The organism is Bradyrhizobium manausense (genome assembly GCF_018130615.1).
In the GTDB taxonomy this organism is placed as follows: Bacteria; Pseudomonadota; Alphaproteobacteria; order Rhizobiales; family Xanthobacteraceae; genus Bradyrhizobium; species Bradyrhizobium manausense_A.
The window spans coordinates 109066-127803 of the sequence record NZ_JAFCKB010000023.1 but is presented as its reverse complement, the minus strand read 5'-3'; the positions used below and the strand labels follow the sequence as shown (position 1 = coordinate 127803).

The 18738-nt window shown below is 64.1% G+C and carries 16 protein-coding genes and 1 pseudogene; 11 read left to right on the top strand and 6 right to left on the bottom strand.

The genetic code is table 11. The features are described 5' to 3' along the window. A partial coding sequence (locus JQ587_RS31575; RefSeq protein WP_143199629.1) for an NAD-binding protein occupies nucleotides 1-107 on the bottom strand: 107 nt, incomplete at its 3' end. A 196-nt stretch (nucleotides 108-303) separates the two neighbouring features. Between JQ587_RS31575 and JQ587_RS31570 the strand changes: the two genes are divergently transcribed. Then, complete coding sequence (locus JQ587_RS31570) at nucleotides 304-1374, top strand: acyltransferase family protein (RefSeq protein ID WP_212427935.1); 1071 nt, start codon at nucleotides 304-306, stop codon at nucleotides 1372-1374. Nucleotides 1375-1379: 5 nt separating this feature from the next. On the opposite strand, the gene JQ587_RS31565 is transcribed toward JQ587_RS31570, so the two are convergent. After that, complete coding sequence (locus JQ587_RS31565) at nucleotides 1380-2351, bottom strand: quinone oxidoreductase family protein (RefSeq protein ID WP_212427934.1); 972 nt, start codon at nucleotides 2349-2351, stop codon at nucleotides 1380-1382. Between the two features lie 98 nt (nucleotides 2352-2449). Here JQ587_RS31565 and JQ587_RS31560 point away from each other — a divergent pair, with 98 nt between their 5' ends. The 4 genes from JQ587_RS31560 (at nucleotide 2450) to JQ587_RS31545 (ending at nucleotide 7711) form a co-directional block, all read left to right on the top strand. After that, nucleotides 2450-3292: a LysR family transcriptional regulator gene (locus JQ587_RS31560; RefSeq protein ID WP_212427933.1), complete on the top strand. Its 843-nt coding sequence runs from the start codon at nucleotides 2450-2452 to the stop codon at nucleotides 3290-3292. A gap of 102 nt (nucleotides 3293-3394) precedes the next feature. Then, the gene (gene polA, locus JQ587_RS31555; RefSeq protein WP_212427932.1) at nucleotides 3395-6433 is read left to right on the top strand and encodes a DNA polymerase I; all 3039 of its coding nucleotides are present in this window, start codon (nucleotides 3395-3397) and stop codon (nucleotides 6431-6433) included. Between the two features lie 11 nt (nucleotides 6434-6444). Beyond that, nucleotides 6445-6984, top strand: a complete 540-nt coding sequence (locus JQ587_RS31550) for an NADPH-dependent FMN reductase (protein ID WP_212427931.1) — start codon at nucleotides 6445-6447, stop codon at nucleotides 6982-6984. A 91-nt stretch (nucleotides 6985-7075) separates the two neighbouring features. After that, nucleotides 7076-7711 (top strand): LysE family translocator, encoded by a 636-nt coding sequence (locus JQ587_RS31545; protein WP_212427930.1) that lies wholly within the window; start codon nucleotides 7076-7078, stop codon nucleotides 7709-7711. Nucleotides 7712-7925: 214 nt separating this feature from the next. On the opposite strand, the gene JQ587_RS31540 is transcribed toward JQ587_RS31545, so the two are convergent. Beyond that, nucleotides 7926-8552 (bottom strand): glutathione S-transferase family protein, encoded by a 627-nt coding sequence (locus tag JQ587_RS31540; RefSeq protein ID WP_212427929.1) that lies wholly within the window; start codon nucleotides 8550-8552, stop codon nucleotides 7926-7928. 172 nt (nucleotides 8553-8724) lie between these two features. On the opposite strand from JQ587_RS31540, the gene pyrE reads away from it, so the two are divergent. Together pyrE and JQ587_RS31530 are read left to right on the top strand one after the other, a co-directional pair. Further along, a complete protein-coding gene (gene pyrE / locus JQ587_RS31535) occupies nucleotides 8725-9288 on the top strand; it encodes an orotate phosphoribosyltransferase (protein WP_212427928.1) in 564 nt (187 codons plus the stop codon). 292 nt (nucleotides 9289-9580) lie between these two features. Next, a complete protein-coding gene (locus JQ587_RS31530) occupies nucleotides 9581-10360 on the top strand; it encodes a DUF2865 domain-containing protein (protein ID WP_212303533.1) in 780 nt (259 codons plus the stop codon). A gap of 147 nt (nucleotides 10361-10507) precedes the next feature. On the opposite strand, the gene JQ587_RS31525 is transcribed toward JQ587_RS31530, so the two are convergent. Next, on the bottom strand, nucleotides 10508-10939 hold the full coding sequence (locus JQ587_RS31525; RefSeq protein WP_212303426.1) for a hypothetical protein: 432 nt from the start codon (nucleotides 10937-10939) through the stop codon (nucleotides 10508-10510). Nucleotides 10940-11133: 194 nt separating this feature from the next. Between JQ587_RS31525 and JQ587_RS31520 the strand changes: the two are divergent. After that, nucleotides 11134-11421: pseudogene (locus JQ587_RS31520) on the top strand (GIY-YIG nuclease family protein); the annotation flags it as partial. Between the two features lie 65 nt (nucleotides 11422-11486). Here JQ587_RS31520 and JQ587_RS31515 read toward each other — a convergent pair. Further along, on the bottom strand, nucleotides 11487-11723 hold the full coding sequence (locus JQ587_RS31515; protein WP_212303428.1) for a hypothetical protein: 237 nt from the start codon (nucleotides 11721-11723) through the stop codon (nucleotides 11487-11489). Between the two features lie 207 nt (nucleotides 11724-11930). Between JQ587_RS31515 and JQ587_RS31510 the strand changes: the two genes are divergently transcribed. From JQ587_RS31510 to JQ587_RS31500, 3 genes are all read left to right on the top strand, one after another. Then, nucleotides 11931-14456 (top strand): glycogen/starch/alpha-glucan phosphorylase, encoded by a 2526-nt coding sequence (locus JQ587_RS31510; RefSeq protein WP_212427927.1) that lies wholly within the window; start codon nucleotides 11931-11933, stop codon nucleotides 14454-14456. A 95-nt stretch (nucleotides 14457-14551) separates the two neighbouring features. Next, nucleotides 14552-15367 carry an acyl-CoA thioesterase gene (locus tag JQ587_RS31505; RefSeq protein ID WP_212427926.1) on the top strand — a complete coding sequence of 272 codons (816 nt, stop codon included), beginning with the start codon at nucleotides 14552-14554 and terminating at the stop codon, nucleotides 15365-15367. 235 nt (nucleotides 15368-15602) lie between these two features. Then, nucleotides 15603-16685: an IS4 family transposase gene (locus JQ587_RS31500; protein WP_212427925.1), complete on the top strand. Its 1083-nt coding sequence runs from the start codon at nucleotides 15603-15605 to the stop codon at nucleotides 16683-16685. A gap of 281 nt (nucleotides 16686-16966) precedes the next feature. On the opposite strand, the gene JQ587_RS31495 is transcribed toward JQ587_RS31500, so the two are convergent. Then, nucleotides 16967-18583 carry a phosphoenolpyruvate carboxykinase gene (locus JQ587_RS31495; RefSeq protein WP_212303431.1) on the bottom strand — a complete coding sequence of 539 codons (1617 nt, stop codon included), beginning with the start codon at nucleotides 18581-18583 and terminating at the stop codon, nucleotides 16967-16969. Between the last annotated feature and the right edge of the window lie 155 nt (nucleotides 18584-18738).

The window sequence follows — 18738 nt, the reverse complement described above, 5'->3', positions numbered from 1 at the left end:
ATCTTCTTCTCATCCTTGTCGACACAGGTGACGTCGTGGCCGAAATCCGCAAAGCAGGCTCCGGACACCAGTCCCACGTAGCCCGTGCCGATCATCGCGATGCGCATGAAAATCCCTGTTCCAGCTTGGTTAACGAAACCCCAATCCGAGGGGCGGTTTAGCATTTTCCCGTCGGGAAGGAAGAGCCCGCGCCGAGAAACCGGCACGCGATTTGTACCGGTAAAGAAGTCGGAAACCACTGGGCGCCACACTGCCCCACACCCACACAGGGACCGGGCGGAACACGCCTCGAAACGGGACACCATGGCATCATCAGGCACATCAGCTGCGAGCGGGGAGCTTCTCAATGCCTCGGCTGCCGCGCGTGTCGACTGGGTCGATTACGCCAAGGGTATCTGCATCGTCATGGTGGTGATGATGCATTCGGTGCTGGGCGTCGAGCTCGCCGCTGGCGAGACCGGTTTCATGCATGTCCTGGTGGCCTTCGCAAAGCCGTTCCGGATGCCGGACTTCTTCCTGATTTCGGGCCTGTTCCTGCCACTGGTGATCGATCGGGACTGGCGAACCTATCTCGACCGCAAGGTGGTGCATTTCGCCTATTTTTATGTCGTCTGGGTGACAATCCAGTTCGGCTTCAAGGCCCCTGCTTTCGCCGCCGAAACCGGCTGGCGCGACGTGGGCCTGCTGTATCTCGAATCCTTCATCGAGCCCTTCGGCACACTCTGGTTCATCTACCTGCTGCCGGTCTTCTTCATCGTCACAAAACTGACACGCAAATTCCCGCCGCTCGCGATTTGGCTGGCGGCGGCCGCGCTCGAGACCGCGCGGATCACGACCGGCTGGACCGCGATCGACGAGTTCTGCGCGCGCTTCGTCTACTTCTATTCGGGCTATCTGTTCGCGCCTTACGTCTTCGCGCTGTCGGATCGCGCACGCAATCATCCAGCGCGGGCAGTCGCCGCGCTCGCGACCTGGACGCTGGTGAATGCCGGCCTCGTCGCATTCGGCGCAAGCGAGTGGAAGATCGTCTCGCTGATGCTCGGCTTCGCCGGCGCATGCGCGATCATCACGTCAGGCACGCTGCTGGCGCGTGCGCATTGGTGCAATTTCCTGCGCTTCTGCGGTGAGCATTCGATCGTGATCTATCTCGCCTTCTTCCTGCCGATGGCCTCGACGCGCACGCTGCTGCTGCGCACCGGCATCATTCCGGATATTGGCACCGTGTCGCTGATCGTCACCATCGTCGGCGTGATCGGATCGCTCGCGATCTGGCAGGCTGCGCTGCGGCTGCACGCCGACTTCCTGTTCGAACGGCCCGACGCATTCTGGATCGCGCCGAAGAAGGCCGGCCCGGTGCTGCAGCCGGCGGAATAGACCGCTCAGGGCCGCAGATAGAGGGCTCCCGTCGTATGCCCGGATTCCAGATCGGCCTGCGCTAGCGCCGCATCGCGCAGATCGTAGGCTTTGCCGGTCACCTCGAGCACACCGCCGGCCATCGCAGCAAGCACCCGCTCGGCCGAACCGCGATACGCATCGGCATCGTTCATGTGGGCCATCACGCTCGGCCGCGCCAACATCAGGCTGCGCCGCGGTCCGAGATCGTTGACATCGACGGGCGGGATTGGCCCGGCCGACTGGCCGACGCTCGCGACCACGCCGAACGGCCGCACGCAGCCCAGCGTCTTCTGCAACGTCGTTCCACCGACGCCGTCATAGGCGGCATCGACGCCGGCTCCGGCGGTGAAATCCGCGACGGCCGCGGCGAAATCGGCGTCGCGCCCGACGATCACATGGCGCGCACCGGCTGCACGGGCGATTTCGGCTTTCGCCGGCGAACCGACAGTTCCGATCACGACCGCCCCGCGCGCACTGGCCCAGCGTGTCAGCAGCTGACCAAGTCCTCCCGCAGCGCTATGGACGAGCACCGTCGTGCCTCGGCCGACCGGAAATACGCGACCAAGCAGCATGTCGGCTGTAATGCCCTTGACGAACGCGGCGGCGACCGCCTCATCCGGCAGGCCGGCCGGAATCTTCACGCAGCGCCAGGCTGGCATGTTGCGTTCGGACGCATAGGCGCCGACCGGCGCGCCCGCATAAGCGATGCGGTCCCCGACTTCGAGGCCGGTGACCTCGATGCCGAGCGCCGCAACGACGCCCACCGCCTCGACGCCGGGAATGCGTTCGGGCGCGAGCGCGTAGAGACCGAGGCGCTGATAGATATCGATGAAATTGACGCCGATGGCGGTCTGCCGCAACCGGACTTCGCCGCGGCCCGGCTGCGGCAGATCGGCGCTTGCCAGCTCGAGCTGCTCGACGCCACCGGGCGCCTTTAACTTCACGATCACGGCCATATCGAGTTTCTCCAGTCGATGATGGAAGAAACTATGGATCGCCGCGGATATCTGCGAAACTGCTCATAATCGAAAACCTATTGTGAGATTTCGCGCATATGGACTGGACCGACCTGCAGCATTTCCTGGCGCTGGCGCGCGAAGGCAGCCTGTCGGCCGCGGCGCGGAGCCTCAACGTCGACCATGTCACCGTGGCCCGCCGCGTCGCCGCCCTGGAAGCATCCGTGTCGCTCAAGCTCGTGGACCGCAGACCGCGCAGCTACGAGCTCACCGGGGACGGCAGGCGCATCGCCAAGATCGGAGCGCCGATGATGGAAGCGGCTTTTGCGGTGGAGCGCGCCGCACAGGCCTCAAAATCCGAGATCAGTGGCGAGATCACGATCAGCGCCCCACCTTCGCTCGCCAGCCTCCTGATCGCGCCGAAGCTGATCCGGCTGCGACAGCAGCATCCCGACATCAGGATCAAGCTGATCGGCGAGAAGCGCACGGCCTCGCTTACGCGCCGCGAGGCCGATCTGGCGCTGCGCCTGTCCCGCCCGACGGAGCCCGGGCTGATCGCCCGCAAGATCGGCTATTTCGAGTTTGGCCTCTACGGCTCGCCCGACTATCTCAAGGCGACACTCCCGCATGCATTCGCCTTCATCGCCTACGAGGCCAGCATGGATGAGGTTCCCCAGCAGCGATGGCTGAGGCGCTTCGCCGGCACGCGCGAGATCGTGCTTCGCACCAATGATCTGGAGAACCAGGCGGCAGCCGCCCGAACCGGAATTGGGCTGGCCGCCTTGCCAAGATTTCTTGGCGAGGCTGACGCGAGGCTGCAGCGGCATGACATCGGTGGACGCCCGGTCGGACGCGAGGTCTGGCTGGTTCTCCATCGCGACCTGCGCCGCGCGCCCGCGGTGCGCGCGGTAGCGAGCTTCATCGAAGGCTGCCTGGCCTGACCTCGCTGCGGCTGTGCCGATGCCATGATTTGCCTGTGCGAGTCGGCAAAATTGCGACCTGTCGAGGCTGTCTTTTGCCGCAAAAATTCATACATTGCGGCCATGCCCAAGACATCTCCGAAGACCTCCGCCAAAACCGACACCAAACCCGCCGCGGCGACAGCTGCTGCCAAACCGGTCGCGGCGAAGGCCGCCGGCAAGGGCGACCACATCTTCCTGGTCGACGGTTCCGGCTACATCTTCCGCGCCTATCACGCGCTGCCGCCATTGAACCGCAAGTCCGACGGGCTTCAGGTCAATGCTGTGCTGGGCTTCTGCAACATGCTGTGGAAGCTCTTGCGCGACATGCCCGCCGACAACCGGCCGACGCATCTGGCGATCGTGTTCGACAAGTCGGAAGTCACCTTCCGCAACAAGATCTATCCCGACTACAAGGCGCACCGTCCGCCTGCGCCTGATGATCTGATCCCGCAATTCGCGCTCATCCGCGAAGCCGTGCGCGCCTTTGACCTGCCCTGCCTGGAGCAAGGCGGCTTCGAGGCCGACGACCTCATCGCGACCTATGCGCGACAGGCCAGCGAACGCGGCGCCACCACGACCATCGTGTCCTCCGACAAGGATCTGATGCAGCTCGTGAACGACAAGATCGTGATGTACGACACCATGAAGGATCGCCGCATCGGCATCCCCGAGGTGATCGAGAAATTCGGCGTGCCGCCGGAGAAGGTGGTCGAAGTGCAGGCACTGGCCGGCGACTCCACCGACAACGTGCCCGGCGTGCCCGGCATCGGCATCAAGACCGCGGCGCAGCTGATCGTCGAATATGGCGATCTTGAACAGCTTCTATTCCGCGCCACCGAGATCAAGCAACCGAAGCGCCGCGAGGCTTTGCTCGAGAATGCCGAGAAGGCGCGGATCTCGCGCCAGCTCGTGCTGCTCGACGACAAGGTCGATCTGGAGGTACCGCTCGACGACCTCGCCGTCCACGAGCCCGACGCGCGCAAGCTGATCGCCTTCCTCAAGGCGATGGAATTCACCACGCTGACGCGCCGCGTCGCCGACTATTCGCAGATCGACCCATCCAATGTTGATGCCGATGCAAGCAACAGCAGCGGGGCGAGAGGCGGCGACAGCGCGAAAGCAAAGCCGTCCGAGACCTCAGGCGATCTCTTCGCAGCTCCTGCCGCAGCCGCAAAGGACGCCGACAAGGGCGACAAGTCGGCAAGCATCAAGGGCGCACCGATCTCGCTCGCCGCCGCGCGCGAGGAGGCGCTGCGCAAGCTCCCGGTCGATCGCGCCAAATATCAGACGATCAAGTCGATCAAGGAGCTCAACGCCTTCATCGCTCGCATCCATGATACCGGTCATGTCGCGATCGAGATCAAAGCCAACTCCATTAATCCCATGCAGGCCGATCTCTGCGGCATCGCGCTGGCGCTGGCACCGAACGAGGCCTGCTATGTGCCGCTGGCTCACAAGCAGTCCGGCGGCGACGGCGGGCTGTTCGACGCCGGCCTCGCGCCGGATCAGGTCAAGCCTACCGAGGCGATCGATGCGCTGCGGCCGGTGCTGGAATCCGCGGGCATTCTCAAGATCGGCTTCGACGTCAAGTTCGCCGCCGTGATGCTGGCACAGCACGGCATCACCTTGTGCAACGCCGACGATGCGAAGCTGATCTCCTACGTGCTCGACGCCGGGCGCGGCTCGCATGAGCTGGACTCGCTGTCCGAGCGTTGGTTCGGCCACGCCATGCTGAAGGAGAGCGAGCTGCTCGGCAGCGGCAAGGGCAAGATCACCTTTGACCAGGTGCCGATCGACAAGGCTGTGCCGTTGTCTGCCGAGGGCGCCGACATCGCGTTGCGCGCCTGGCGCGTGCTGAAGCCGCGCCTCATCGCCGAGCACATGACCACCGTCTACGAGACGCTGGAGCGGCCGCTGGTGTCGGTGCTCGCGCGCATGGAGCGACGCGGCATCTCGATCGACCGTCAGGTGCTGTCGCGTCTCTCCGGCGACTTCGCGCAGACCGCGGCGCGCGTCGAAGCCGAGATCCAGGAGATCGCGGGCGAGCCGGTCAATGTCGGCAGCCCCAAGCAGATCGGCGACATCCTGTTCGGCAAGATGGGACTGAGCGGCGGCACGAGGACAAAAACCGGCGCATGGTCCACCACCGCGCAGGTGCTGGATGATCTTGCCGAGCAAGGCCACGATTTTCCGCGGAAGATCCTGGAGTGGCGCCAGGTCTCGAAACTGAAATCGACCTACACCGACGCGCTGCCGACCTACGTCAATCCGCAGACCCACCGCGTCCACACGACCTACGCGCTGGCCGCGACCACGACGGGCCGGCTGTCGTCGAACGAGCCGAACTTGCAGAACATCCCGGTGCGCACCGAGGACGGCCGAAAAATCCGCCGCGCCTTCGTCGCCACGCCCGGGCACAAGCTCGTCTCCGCCGACTATTCGCAGATCGAGCTGCGCCTGCTGGCCGAGATCGCCGACATTCCCGTGCTGAAGCAGGCATTCAAGGACGGGCTCGACATTCACGCCATGACGGCGTCCGAAATGTTTGGCGTGCCGATCGAGGGCATGCCGAGCGAAATCCGCCGCCGCGCCAAGGCGATCAATTTCGGCATCATCTACGGCATCTCCGCGTTCGGCCTCGCCAACCAGCTCGGCATCGCCCGCGAGGAAGCGTCGGCCTACATCAAGAAGTACTTTGAGCGCTTCCCGGGCATTCGCGCCTACATGGACGAGACGCGCGATTTCTGCCGGAGCCACGGCTACGTCACCACGCTGTTCGGCCGCAAGTGCCACTATCCCGATATCAAGGCCTCCAATGCCTCGGTGCGCGCCTTCAACGAGCGTGCCGCGATCAACGCCCGGCTTCAGGGCACCGCCGCCGACATCATCCGCCGCGCCATGACGCGGGTGGAGGATGCGCTGGCGCAGAAGAAGCTCTCGGCGCAGATGCTGCTCCAGGTGCATGACGAGCTGATCTTCGAGGTGCCGGACGCCGAGGTCGAGGCGACTCTTCCCGTCGTGCAGCACGTGATGCAGGATGCGCCGTTCCCGGCCGTGCTGCTGTCGGTGCCGCTGCACGTCGACGCGCGCGCGGCGAACAATTGGGACGAGGCGCATTAAGGGCCGTCCCAATGAAGATCGCCGCCATCTCCGGCAGCCTTCGCGCGGGTTCTGGCAACACCGCAGTGTTGCGCGCAGCGGCGCGGCTCGCGCCTGCTGGTGTCGAGGTCATCCTGTTCGAGGGCATTGCGGAGCTGCCTTTTTTCAATCCGGACCTGGACGGCGATGACGTACCCGCGCCGGTCGGCGCGATGCGCCACCTCATCGGCAGCGTCGACGGGCTCCTGATTTCCAGCCCCGAATATGCCCGCGGCGTCGCCGGCGTGCTGAAGAACGCGCTCGACTGGCTGGTCGGCAGCCACGAATTTCCCGACAAGCCCGTCGCGCTGATCAACACGTCGCCGCGCGCGACCCACGCGCTGGCCGCTCTGACGCTGACGCTGGAAACAATGTCCGCCCGGCTCGCCACGGAGGCCTGCGTGACGCTGCCCTTGCTTGGCGGCGCCTGGGACGAACACAGCATTGCCGCCGATCCGGCACTCGCAGAGCAGTTACGATTGGCGATGGAGCGTTTCGCGGCGTTCATCGCCACCAAGCAGGCCGAGGCGTAGGACCAGATTGAATTGTCCTCCGTGCAATTGCGCGATGGCCCCACGGCGCCGCGCATATTAGAACCAGCACATCTCCCGCACCGGTTCATCCATGCCCCACACCTCCGCCCTGCTCGGCTTCGCCCTCGTCTGCCTTGGGCTCGTGCTCACGCCCGGGCCAAACATGATCTACCTGATCTCGCGCTCGATCACGCAGGGCCCGGCAGCGGGCATCGTCTCGCTCGGCGGCGTCGCGCTGGGCTTCGTGTTCTACATGCTGTGCGCGGCGTTCGGCATCACGGCGCTGCTGCTCGCCGTTCCCTTTGCCTATGACGCGCTGCGCTTTGCCGGTGCCGGCTACATGCTGTGGCTCGCCTGGCAGGCGGTGAAGCCGGGCGGACGCTCGCCATTTCAGGTGAAGCAGCTCGCCATCGACAGCCCGCCTAAATTGTTCGCGATGGGGCTCGTCACCAATTTGCTCAACCCGAAGATCGCAATGCTGTATCTGGCGCTGCTGCCGCAGTTCATCGATCCCACGGCGGGCAGCGTGCTGACGCAGTCGGTGGTGCTGGGGGCGATCCAGATCGCGATCAGCGTCAGCGTGAACGCGATGATCGCACTGGCCGCGGGATCGATCGCGCTATTCCTGGCAAGCCGGCCAAGCTGGATGCTGGTGCAGCGCTGGCTGATGGGCACGGTGCTGGCCGGCCTTGCCGTACGGATGGCGGTGGAAGCGAAGAAGGTGTGAGGCTTGGTCACCTCTCCTCGCTTGCAGCCGCTTGCAGGGAGAGGCGTAGGCCGCCTATGGCGGCCGTTCCGAAGAACGCCGAAGCATAGCTTCGGCTATGTCGCTCTTGCGATCCGGGTGAGGGGGTACAGGCATCTCGGCCATCTCGCGTGTGGAGAGAGGCCCCTCACCCCAACCCTCTCCCCGTAAGAACGGGGCGAGGGAGGAAGAAAGCTCAATCCAGCTTCGCCTCCATGCCACGCTTCACCGCCGGGCGCGCCATCAGGGCGTCGTACCAGCGCTTGACGTTGGGAAAATCGGCAAGCTCAACCTTGTGGCGCGGATGGCGCCAGGCCCACCCCAGGATGGCAAAATCGGCGACCGAGAGATCGCCGGCGACGAAGCCGCGGGCCTCAAGGCGGCGGTCCAGCACGCCGTAAAGCCGCCGCGTCTCCGCCATGAAGCGCTTCAGGCCGTAGGCGCGATCCTGCTCGTTCTCGAGCGCGATGAAATGATGCACCTGTCCCGGCATCGGGCCAAAGCCGCCCATCTGCCACATCAGCCATTCGTAGACGGGAATGCGTGCGCCAAGCGATTTCGGCAGGAATTTGCCGGTCTTTTCACCGAGATAGAGCAGGATCGCACCGGATTCGAAGATGCTGACAGGCTTGCCGTCCGGGCCTTCCGGGTCGAGGATCGCGGGGATCTTGTTGTTGGGGGAGACCTTGAGGAACTCCGGCGCCATCTGCTCGCCCTTGGTGATGTTCACCGGGACCACCTTGTAGGGCAGCCCCATCTCCTCCAGGGCGACCGAGATTTTGCGGCCGTTCGGCGTGTTCCAGGTGTGCAGCTCGATGGTCATTGGTCCGTGTCCTTCCCGGGAATTCGGGCCATCACCTACTCCGGAACGTTGCACCCCCACAACCGGCGGACCGGGATGGCCGATCCCTGTTGACGGGGGACGCCCCCTCTGGAATGTCGCGGCCGTCGCGGATAAATTCCGCCACCTCCAAAAACGCTCCCGAGGGACCGCCGTGTCGAAATCCGCCTCCCGCGCCCGCCTGTTCGAAATCATCCGCCGCCGCTCCTTCGGGCGCGGCGAGGTGACGCTCGCCTCGGGCCGCAAGAGCGATTTCTATTTCAACCTCAAGCCGACCATGCTGGACCCCGAGGGCGCGACGCTGCTCGCCGAGCTCACCTATGAGACGCTGAAGGACGACAATCTCGATTTCATCGGCGGCCTCGAGATGGGCGCGGTGCCGCTGGCCGGTGCTCTGGCGCAGATCTCCTGGATCAAGGGCCACCCGATCGCGGCGTTCTTCGTGCGCAAGAAGCCGAAGGAGCACGGCGCCAGGCTCGCGATCGAGGGCTTGCCCAGAGGCGAGACGCTTGCCGGCAAGCGCGTCGTGATCGTCGAGGACGTCACCACGACCGGCGGCTCGGCGATGAAGGCCGTGGAATCCGTGCGCGAGACCGGTGCGGAAGTCGTGCTGGTGCTGACCATGGTCGACCGCGAGGAGGGCGCCACCGACACGTTTGGTGCAGCCGGCCTGCCGTTCCGCTCGCTGTACAAGGCGTCGGAATTTTTGAAGGCTTGATGCCTCTTCTCCCTCGCCCCGTTCTTACGGGGAGAGGGTTGGGGTAAGGGGCCTCTCTCCACACATGAGATCGTCAAGAGGCCTGTACCCCCTCACCCGGAATCCGCGCTTTCAGCGCGAATTCCGACCTCTCCCCGCAAGCGGGGCGAGGTGAAGCAACCCCTCATTTACCATCGCGCTTTATGGTGAATCATGTGCTGAGACCCCTCAAGGGTTGCGGCCGGTTCAGTAGCGTCGGGTGGAGTAAGCGTTGCGTACGATCGTGTCCCATGCGCGCCGGCGGCGTCGCGCGATGCTCGTGGCCGCCACCCTCGCAGCACCGCTGCTTGCAGCTCCGGCCCCGGTTTCGGCCGAAGGCCTGTTCGACTTCCTCTTCGGCGGAGCCCAGCAGCGCCCGCAGCGCGACGTGCCGCAACAGGCGAATTCCTTCGTCGATCCCTTCGCCAGCCAGCAGAACCCGGCCGGCCAGCCGCAATATGCGCCCCCGGCCCGCGCGGCGGCGGCCGGCGGCTCCGGCCCGGCCTTTTGCGTACGCAGCTGCGACGGCAAATATTTTCCGCTGATGCGCGGCCTCGCCTCGCCGGCGCAGATGTGTCAGGCCTTCTGTCCCGCCAGCGCCACGAAGGTCTTTTTCGGATCCTCGATCGACGGCGCCTATAGCCAGACCGGCGAGCGCTACGCCGACAGCGAGAACGCGTTCGCTTACCGCAAGGCGCTGCGCGCGGACTGCACCTGCAACGGCCGCGAGCCGGCCGGGCTCGCCCCGGTCGATCTGACGCTGGACAGTTCGCTGAAGGCCGGCGACGTCATCGCCACCACCGACGGTCTCGTCGCCTATACCGGCGTCCGTCTCGGCAACGACCAGACCGCGGAGTTCACCCCGGTCGCCTCATATCCCGGCCTCACCGCGCAGGTCCGCGCCCGGCTCGGCGAGATGAAGGTCGCGCCGGTGCGCGCGGAGACGGTCGCAGCAGATGCGCCGGCCGCCGAGATCGTGCGCGAGACGCTGCCGGATGTGACGGCCGTGCCGAAGCCGACGGCGAAATCGGCAAAGCGGGCGGGATTGGATTAGGCCCCACTCTATCCGAGCCGTCATTGCGAGCGAAGCGAAGCAATCCAGCCTGCCTCTCTGGAGGCACTCTGGATTGCTTCGTCGCTTCAGCGCAAAATTGCTACGCAATTTTGTCGCGAGCTCCTCGCAATGACGGAGGATGCTGCGTCACCGCCCGATAATCACCCCGATCACGTTCGGCGCCGCCAGATATTTCTCCTCGATCGCCGCGCGCGCAGCAGCACGATTCTCGGCCGTCAGCAGGCCGCGCTTCTCGGCCAAAATCATCCAGCAAAAACCCCACCAGTCGGTCAGCATGCCCGTCTCGCTGACGAGGTCGTAGCCCTGCTCGGCCGCGAAGATGCGCGCATGCGCTTCGTCCAGCGTATCGAGGAAGTGATGGTCCTCGGGCGCGAACAGATCGTCGCTGATGTCGTCGATGGTGTAGCCCCAGATCGACTGGCACACCGCGTTGAACTCGCGGTCGAACTGGTCGTCATCGACGGCATAGCGCCGCGCCGCCTGGTGCAGCCGCGACAGCGACCGCGCGAAATCGGCGATCCGGGTGAGGGCAAATTGATCGAAGGCAATGGTGGACATGTAGTCCTCGCGACGGCTGTCAGACCCTAGATATTGTGTCGGCGATGTGCCGAATCACAATGATATATCAAAGACTTGCTAAAGTGTTCTTAATTTGTTCTGATGATGAGCGGCTGGTTATTGAGATCGTCGTCCTGGCGAAAGCCAGGACCCATTACCCCGGTCCGCGTTGGTTTTGCGAGCTCGAGCCACCGATGAGCACAGGCAGCTATTTCGTCTACATCCTCGCGAGTCGTCATCACGGGACGATCTATATTGGAATCACCAATGATCTTCGCGCGCGACTTGAGCTGCACCTCGCGGGACGTGGTTCGAAGTTCGTCACAAAGTATGGCGTGACGCGCCTCGTCTACGTAGAGACCTACGCCTCGCCATCCGAAGCAATCGCACGGGAGAAAGCACTGAAGGAGTGGCGGCGCGATTGGAAGATTCGCTTGATCGAGCGGGAGAATCCGGATTGGCGCGATCTCTCGCATCTCCTCGGACAGTCGTGGTTATGGGTCCCGGCCTTCGCCGGGACGACACCGAATATGAGGCGCGATGTCCCTCAATTCGCCGCCGACATCAACCGATCCCCACACGCGCTCGCGTAAAACTTGCCGCCGCATTGGCGCTTGATGGCGGCGCAGCGCTGCGCGGGTGTTGCGTTTTGCGGGAGGGAGACGGCGCAGCTAACGCCGTCGGCGCTGCGGCCGGTCTTGCCGGCGGCGCTGGAGGCGGTGATGCAGATGACGAGCAGCGCGGCCGTGGCGATTTCGATCAGCAGTCGCATCAGCAGTCTCATGGCACATCCCTCCACAGTGATGGCGGAATCCGGCCTCAATGTAGCACGAAATCGGCGTTCCTCCGTGCTGCCCCGGGTTCCCAAACCGGCCCGTTCCTTGCATAATTTTACGCCAGTGCAGTGCATGGCCGCGCCAGCGATGGTTCCGGTGCAGGGGCAAGGCGCGTAGGGTTTAGTAGTGTTTCTGTCGACCAGGAAGTGACGGCCTTGCAAGATCAATCGTTCCAGCCAAATTTCTCCGCCTCGGGTCAGCCCATCGACGAACTTGCGTTGTCGGAGATCAAGGGCGCTATCCTGGCGAAGCTGCGCCTTGCCATCGGCAAGGATGCGGGCATGGCGACCAAGCACGACTGGTACCAGGCCGCGGCGCTGGCGCTGCGCGACCGCATCGTGCATCGCTGGCTCACGGCCGAGAAGCACAGCTACGATGCCGGGCGCAAGCGCGTCTATTATCTCTCGCTCGAATTCCTGATCGGCCGCCTCTTCACCGACGCGCTCAACAACATGGGGCTGCTCAAGATCTTCGAGGTCGCGCTCGGCGATCTCGGCGTCTCGCTGCCCGAGCTGCGCAAATGCGAGCCGGATGCAGCGCTCGGCAATGGCGGTCTTGGCCGTCTTGCGGCCTGCTTCATGGAGAGCATGGCGACGCTGTCGATCCCCGCGATCGGCTACGGCATCCGTTACGATTATGGCCTGTTCCGCCAGATCATCAATCAGGGCTGGCAGCAGGAATATCCGGACGAATGGCTCGGCTTCGGCAATCCCTGGGAATTGCAGCGGCCGGAGGTGATCTATGACGTCAATTTCGGCGGCGGCGTCGAGCATATCGACGACAAGGGCCGTGACCGCGCGATCTGGCACGCGAGCGAAACGGTGCAGGCGATCGCCTATGACACACCGATCGTCGGCTGGCGCGGCCAGCACGTCAATGCGCTGCGGCTGTGGTCGGCGCGCTCGCCCGATCCCTTGAAGCTCGACGCCTTCAACAGCGGCGACTATGTCAGCGCCAGCGCCGAGCAGTCGCGCGCGGAGGCGATCTGCAAATTCCTCTATCCGAACGACGAGAGCCCTGCGGGCCGCGAGCTGCGCCTGCGCCAGGAATATTTCTTCGTCTCGGCATCGCTGCAGGATCTGATCAAGCGGCACCTCGCCTCCGACGGTCAGCTGCGCAGCCTGTCGTCCAAGGTCGCGGTGCAGCTGAACGACACCCATCCGAGCCTCGCCGTCACCGAGCTGATGCGCATCCTCGTCGACCTCCACAATTTCCGCTGGGACGAGGCCTGGAAGATCACGGTCGCGACGCTGTCCTACACCAACCACACGCTGCTGCCGGAAGCGCTGGAGACGTGGCCGGTCGAGCTGTTCGAGCGGCTCTTGCCGCGGCATCTCGAGATCATCTACCGCATCAACGTCCAGCATCTGGCGCTGGCCGAAGCGCGCGCCCCCGGCGACATCGATTTCCGCGCCTCCGTCTCGCTGATCGACGAGAAGAGCGGCCGCCGCGTGCGCATGGGCCAGCTCGCCTTCGTCGGCTCGCACCGCATCAACGGCGTCTCGGCGATGCATTCGGATCTGATGCGCGAGACCGTGTTCCACGATCTCAACCATCTCTATCCCGGCCGCATCACCAACAAGACCAACGGCATCACCTTCCGCCGCTGGCTGATGCTGGCGAACCCGAAGCTCACCGATCTCCTGCGCGAGACCTGCGGCGATGCCGTGCTCGACGACCCGACCCAGCTCTCGCTGATCGAGGCGCGCGCCAGCGACGTCGAATTCCAGAAGAAATTCCGCAGCGTCAAGCTTCACAACAAGACCGCGCTCGCGCGCCTGATCGGCGAACGGCTCGGCATCAAGGTCGATCCGACCGCGTTGTTCGACGTACAGATCAAGCGCATCCACGAATACAAGCGCCAGCTGCTCAACATCATCGAGACCGTTGCGCTGTATCAGTCGATCAAGGACGACCCCAACGGCAACTGGGTGCCGCGGGTGAAGATCTTTGCAGGCAAGGCAGCGGCGAGTTATCGCTACGCGAAACTCATCATCAAGCTGATCAACGACGTCGCCGAAGTCGTCAACAACGATCCCACCATCGGCGGCAAGCTGAAGGTCGCTTTCTTGCCCGACTATAACGTCAGCCTTGCCGAGATCATCATCCCTGCGGCCGACCTCTCCGAGCAGATCTCGACCGCCGGCATGGAAGCCTCCGGCACCGGCAACATGAAGCTGGCGCTCAATGGCGCCATCACCATCGGCACGCTCGACGGCGCCAATATCGAAATCCGCGACCAGGTCGGCGCGGATAATATCGCAATCTTCGGCATGGAAGCGGGCGACGTGATGATCCGCCGCAAGCAGGGGCTGGATGCATCCGAGGTGATCCGCAGCTCGCCCAAGCTCCAGCGCGCCATCAATGCGATCGGCGCCGGCGAGTTCTCGCCCGGCGATCCAGGCCGCTTCGAATCCATCGCGCACGCGCTGCGTTATCTCGACCATTACATGGTCAGCGCCGATTTCGATTCCTATTACGAGGCGCAGCGCGCGGTCGATGCGCGCTGGCAGGTGGCGCCGGCCTGGACCCGTGCCTCCATCCTCAACGTCGCGCGCATGGCGTGGTTCTCCTCCGACCGCACCATCCGCGAATATGCCGAGGAGATCTGGAACGTGCCGGTCAATCCGGTCACGCCTCCATTCCAGGCGGCAGAGGATCTGCGCGACGCGGCGAGCTGATTTTTCCGCAGCGTGAAATCAGCTGCTTCAGAGGTAATTGCACAAGCCGGCGTCGGACGTGATATGACGTCCGTCATTGAAAGCCGGACACGACAATGCACGCCAAGCTCCCGCACCCCTTCGACGACGCCACCCGCATCACCGCCGGTGACTCGAGCTGGCAGGGGCACACCAGCGACGATTACTGGGCCTTTGTCGGCCCGTTCGGCGGCGCCACCGCCGCGACCATCCTGCGCGCGCTGATCGAGCACCCGCAAGCGGCGGGCGATCCGCTGGCCCTCACCGTCAACTATTGCGCACCGATCGCCAAGGGCCCGTTCGATCTGGACATCCGCCTGGTGAAAGCCAACCGCTCCAGCCAGCACTGGAGCGTCGAACTGTCGCAGGGCGGCGGCGAGGTCGCGACGCTCGCCACCGCAGTGTTCGCCGAGCGGCGGCCGTCCTGGGAGCACAGGGTGGCGCAATATCCAGATACAAGACCGTTCGAAGAGACGTTGCCGTTCCCGAAGATCGCGGCATCCTGGGCCAACCAATATGAATTCCGCTTCGTCGAGGGCGAGATGCGGCTCGGCCCGCCGCAGGCCGAACTCGCCAGCACCTATTCAAAGCTCTGGATCACCGATCGCTTGCCGCGCAAGCTCGACATGCCGTCGCTGATGTCGATGTCGGACGCCTTTTTCGGCCGTATCTTCCACGCGCGCCGCGAGTTGGTACCGTTCGGGACGGTGTCGCTGACGACATATTTTCACACTGACAGCGAAGAACTCGCAGCCGAAGACATCACGCGCCTGCTCGCGACGGCCGATTCGAAGATCATGCACAAGAGCTACGCCGACCAGAACGCGGAGCTGTGGTCGCCGAACGGCAGGCTGCTCGCGACGACGACGCAGATTGCGTATTTCAAGGCGTAGCCACACTCGTCGTCCCGGACAAGCGCAGCCTTGGCAACGCGCAGCGTTGTCCCGGGCGGATCGCAGATCCGGGACCCATACTCCGCAGCAACCGCTTTTTGCGAAGACTCGGAGTTGCCAGCCCGCGCGCCGATGTCTTCCTGTGGTGGGGTCCCGGCCTTCGCCCATAGGCGTTAAGTTAGGCTTGGTGTTGGATATTCCGTGATTCCAGCATGGCATGAGACATGAAGCGCTGGTGAATCGCGACTGGGCGGGGATCGTAACCCGGCTTGGAGGGGCCGAAGGCCTCGATCGGACCGCACGTGAGACGAAGGCTTTCGTGCGTCCGCGCGAGATACGCAATGCCGTGGACTTGCTGCGGTTGATCCTGGCGTATTGCCTTGGTGAACGAGGATTTCGATTGACGGCGGCGTGGGCGACATCGGTCGGCCTTGTCGACGTTTCGAGCGTGGCTCTGTTGTACCGCTTGCGCCAGTGCGGGGATTGGCTGGCACTCCTGATCGGGCAGGCACTCTCTGCCGCAGTTCCGAAGGCAAGTCGAGGTCGCCTGATCCGCATCATCGATGCCACGACGGTGCCGAAGAAGGGGTTGAATGGCAGGAAGAAGAACGAGGTGTGGCGCATCCACAGCGCGTTCGATCTTCCGCAAGAGCGTTTTGGCCACTTCGAGCTGACCGACCAACAGGAAGGCGAGAGGCTCGACCGGATCCCGGCGGTTGCGGGCGAGATCCGTCTTGCCGATCGGGCCTATTTGCAGCCGGAACGCATGGCAAAGTTGGCCCAGGCCGGCGCAGACTTCGTCATTCGGGCAGGTTGGAAGAGTGCACGCTGGCTCGATGGCAAGGGCTGTGCATTCGATCTGATCGCCGAACTGCGCAAGGCGGCGGAACGCGGCCTCCTCGATTGTCCGATCTGGATCAAACCCAAGCGCGGCGTGCCGCTCGCCATACGTCTGGTCGCCGTCAAGAAGCCGCAACAGGCCGCTACCGAGGCACGACGCAAGGCGCGCCGGACCGCACAGAAGGGAGGTCATCAGCTCTCCAAGCAGACGCTGCAGGCCGCCGATTGGGTCATCCTGGCGACCTCACTTGCGCCGGATGACTTCACCACGGATGACGTTCTCGCCCTCTACCGCCTGCGCTGGCGGATCGAGCTGGGCTTCAAGCGGCTGAAGAGCCTGATTGGTTTGAAGGGACCGCCGGGAACTAACGAGCGATCCGCCAGATCGCACATCCTCGCTCATCTGCTGATGATTCTATTGCTCGAGCCGCTTGTCGACGAACTCGAGGACTCTCCCCGCTTGGCGGAAGCCGCCTGACCCGCCCTGGCGCCTGGCGATTGCTCCGTCAACTCGTCGCATCACTCCTGCAGGCCATCATTCCGCAGCCCACAATGGCTCGCCTCCGACAATCTATCCCCATTCTTCACCGGCATCTCCGCGAGCCGCCGAGGAAAATGCGACGCTATCAAACCATGGTCCACTTACCTTAACGCCTATGGGCCTTCGCCGGGACGACGGCTGATATATGTGGCTGGCGCTCGCGACCGCAAATAAACAGGGCGGCCTCTCGGCCGCCCTTTGCATTGAAGACAGAGCAGTTACTCCGCCGCGAGCTTCACGTCCGGCGCGGCCGCGCGCACTTCGGCGTCGACCTGGGCTTCGAACTTGGCAAAGTTCTTCTGGAACATGCCGACCAGCGCACGCGCCGTCTTGTCGAACTCGTCCTTGTCCTTCCAGGTGTTGACCGGGTTGAGGATCTCGCTCGGCACGCCCGGCAGTGCAGTCGGGACCGCGAAGCCGAAATATTTGTCGGTGCGGAATTCGACGTTGCGCAAGCTGCCGTCGAGCGCGGCGGTCAGCAGCGCGCGTGTCACCTTGATCGGCATGCGTGAGCCCGTGCCGTACTTGCCGCCGGTCCAGCCGGTGTTGACCAGCCAGCAGTCGACATTGTGTTGCGCGATGAGATCGCGCAGCATGTTGCCGTAGACGGAGGGATCGAGCGGCAGGAAGGGCGAGCCGAAGCAGGTCGAGAATTCCGGTTGCGGCTCGTTGCCGAGACCGCGCTCGGTGCCGGCAACCTTCGCGGTGTAGCCGGAGAGGAAGTGATACATCGCCTGCGCCGGTGACAGCTTTGCGATCGGCGGCAGCACACCAAAGGCATCGGCCGCGAGCATCACCACGTTCTTCGGCTGCGGCGCGCGGCCGGTGCGCGAAGCGTTCGGGATGAAGTCGAGCGGATAGGCCGAACGCGTGTTCTCGGTCTTTGAGCCATCGTCGAAATCCACCACGCGGGTGTCTTCGTCGAGCACGCAGTTCTCGAGCACCGCGCCGAAGCGCGTCGACGCCGCATAGATCTGCGGCTCGGCTTCCTGCGAGAGCTTGATGCACTTGGCGTAGCAGCCGCCTTCGAAATTGAACACGCCGTTCGGGCCCCAGCCGTGCTCGTCATCGCCGATCAACGTGCGGTTGGGATCGGCCGACAACGTGGTCTTGCCGGTGCCTGACAGCCCGAAGAAAATCGCGGCGTCGCCCTTGGCGCCGACATTGGCAGAGCAGTGCATCGGCATCACGCCGCGCTCGGGCAGATAATAGTTCAGCGTGGTGAAGACCGACTTCTTCATCTCGCCGGCGTAGTAGGAGCCGCCGATCAGCACGATCTTGCGGGCGAAGTCGATCGCGACGACGTTCTCCGACTTGCAACCGTGGCGCTTCGGATCGGCGCGAAAGCTCGGCATGTCGATGATGGTGAGCTCGGGCGTGAACGTCGACAGCTCGATCGCCTCGGGGCGGATCAGCAGCGTGCGGATGAACAGCGAGTGCCAGGCGAGCTCGGTGAAGACGCGGGTCTTGATCCGATAGGCTGGATCGGCGCCGCCATAGAGGTCCTGTGCGAACAGGCTCTTGCCCTCGGCGTGCTTGAGAAAGTCCTGGTACAGCGTCTCGAACTGCTCCGCGGTGATCGACTGATTGCCGGCCCACCACATCTTCTTGTCGGTGGTGGCGTCGCGCACCGTGAACTTGTCCTTCGGGCTGCGGCCCGTGAACTCGCCGGTGTCCGCGCACAATGCGCCGTCGGCGGAGAGCACCGCCTCGCCCGCTGCGAGCGAGTATTGATAGAGTTGCGGCGCACCCAGATTCCAGTGAACCTGCTTGAGATTCCTTAAGCCGAATTTGTCGGCGCCGAAGGCACCGTTGCGCACGCCCGTCTCTTGCACGAAAAATCCTCCTAGAACCCGCGACACTCAGCGCGACCAAGTTTTGGCACCATCGCGGTCACCGTGAATTATAGGCCGTCCGGCCTCGGCTGGACGACCTAATACTGATGAACGCTGGCGTTGCCAAGCTGATCCCGCAGGATTTGGTTTATTCA

Bases quoted from the DNA above. Each gene is read 5' to 3' on its own strand.
- JQ587_RS31570 (WP_212427935.1), top strand. From the start codon at position 304: ATGGCATCATCAGGCACATCAGCTGCGAGCGGGGAGCTTCTCAATGCC.
- JQ587_RS31565 (WP_212427934.1), bottom strand. From the start codon at position 2,351: ATGGCCGTGATCGTGAAGTTAAAGGCGCCCGGTGGCGTCGAGCAGCTC.
- JQ587_RS31560 (WP_212427933.1), top strand. From the start codon at position 2,450: ATGGACTGGACCGACCTGCAGCATTTCCTGGCGCTGGCGCGCGAAGGC.
- polA (WP_212427932.1), top strand. From the start codon at position 3,395: ATGCCCAAGACATCTCCGAAGACCTCCGCCAAAACCGACACCAAACCC.
- JQ587_RS31550 (WP_212427931.1), top strand. From the start codon at position 6,445: ATGAAGATCGCCGCCATCTCCGGCAGCCTTCGCGCGGGTTCTGGCAAC.
- JQ587_RS31545 (WP_212427930.1), top strand. From the start codon at position 7,076: ATGCCCCACACCTCCGCCCTGCTCGGCTTCGCCCTCGTCTGCCTTGGG.
- JQ587_RS31540 (WP_212427929.1), bottom strand. From the start codon at position 8,552: ATGACCATCGAGCTGCACACCTGGAACACGCCGAACGGCCGCAAAATC.
- JQ587_RS31530 (WP_212303533.1), top strand. From the start codon at position 9,581: ATGCTCGTGGCCGCCACCCTCGCAGCACCGCTGCTTGCAGCTCCGGCC.
- JQ587_RS31525 (WP_212303426.1), bottom strand. From the start codon at position 10,939: ATGTCCACCATTGCCTTCGATCAATTTGCCCTCACCCGGATCGCCGAT.
- JQ587_RS31515 (WP_212303428.1), bottom strand. From the start codon at position 11,723: ATGAGACTGCTGATGCGACTGCTGATCGAAATCGCCACGGCCGCGCTG.
- JQ587_RS31505 (WP_212427926.1), top strand. From the start codon at position 14,552: ATGCACGCCAAGCTCCCGCACCCCTTCGACGACGCCACCCGCATCACC.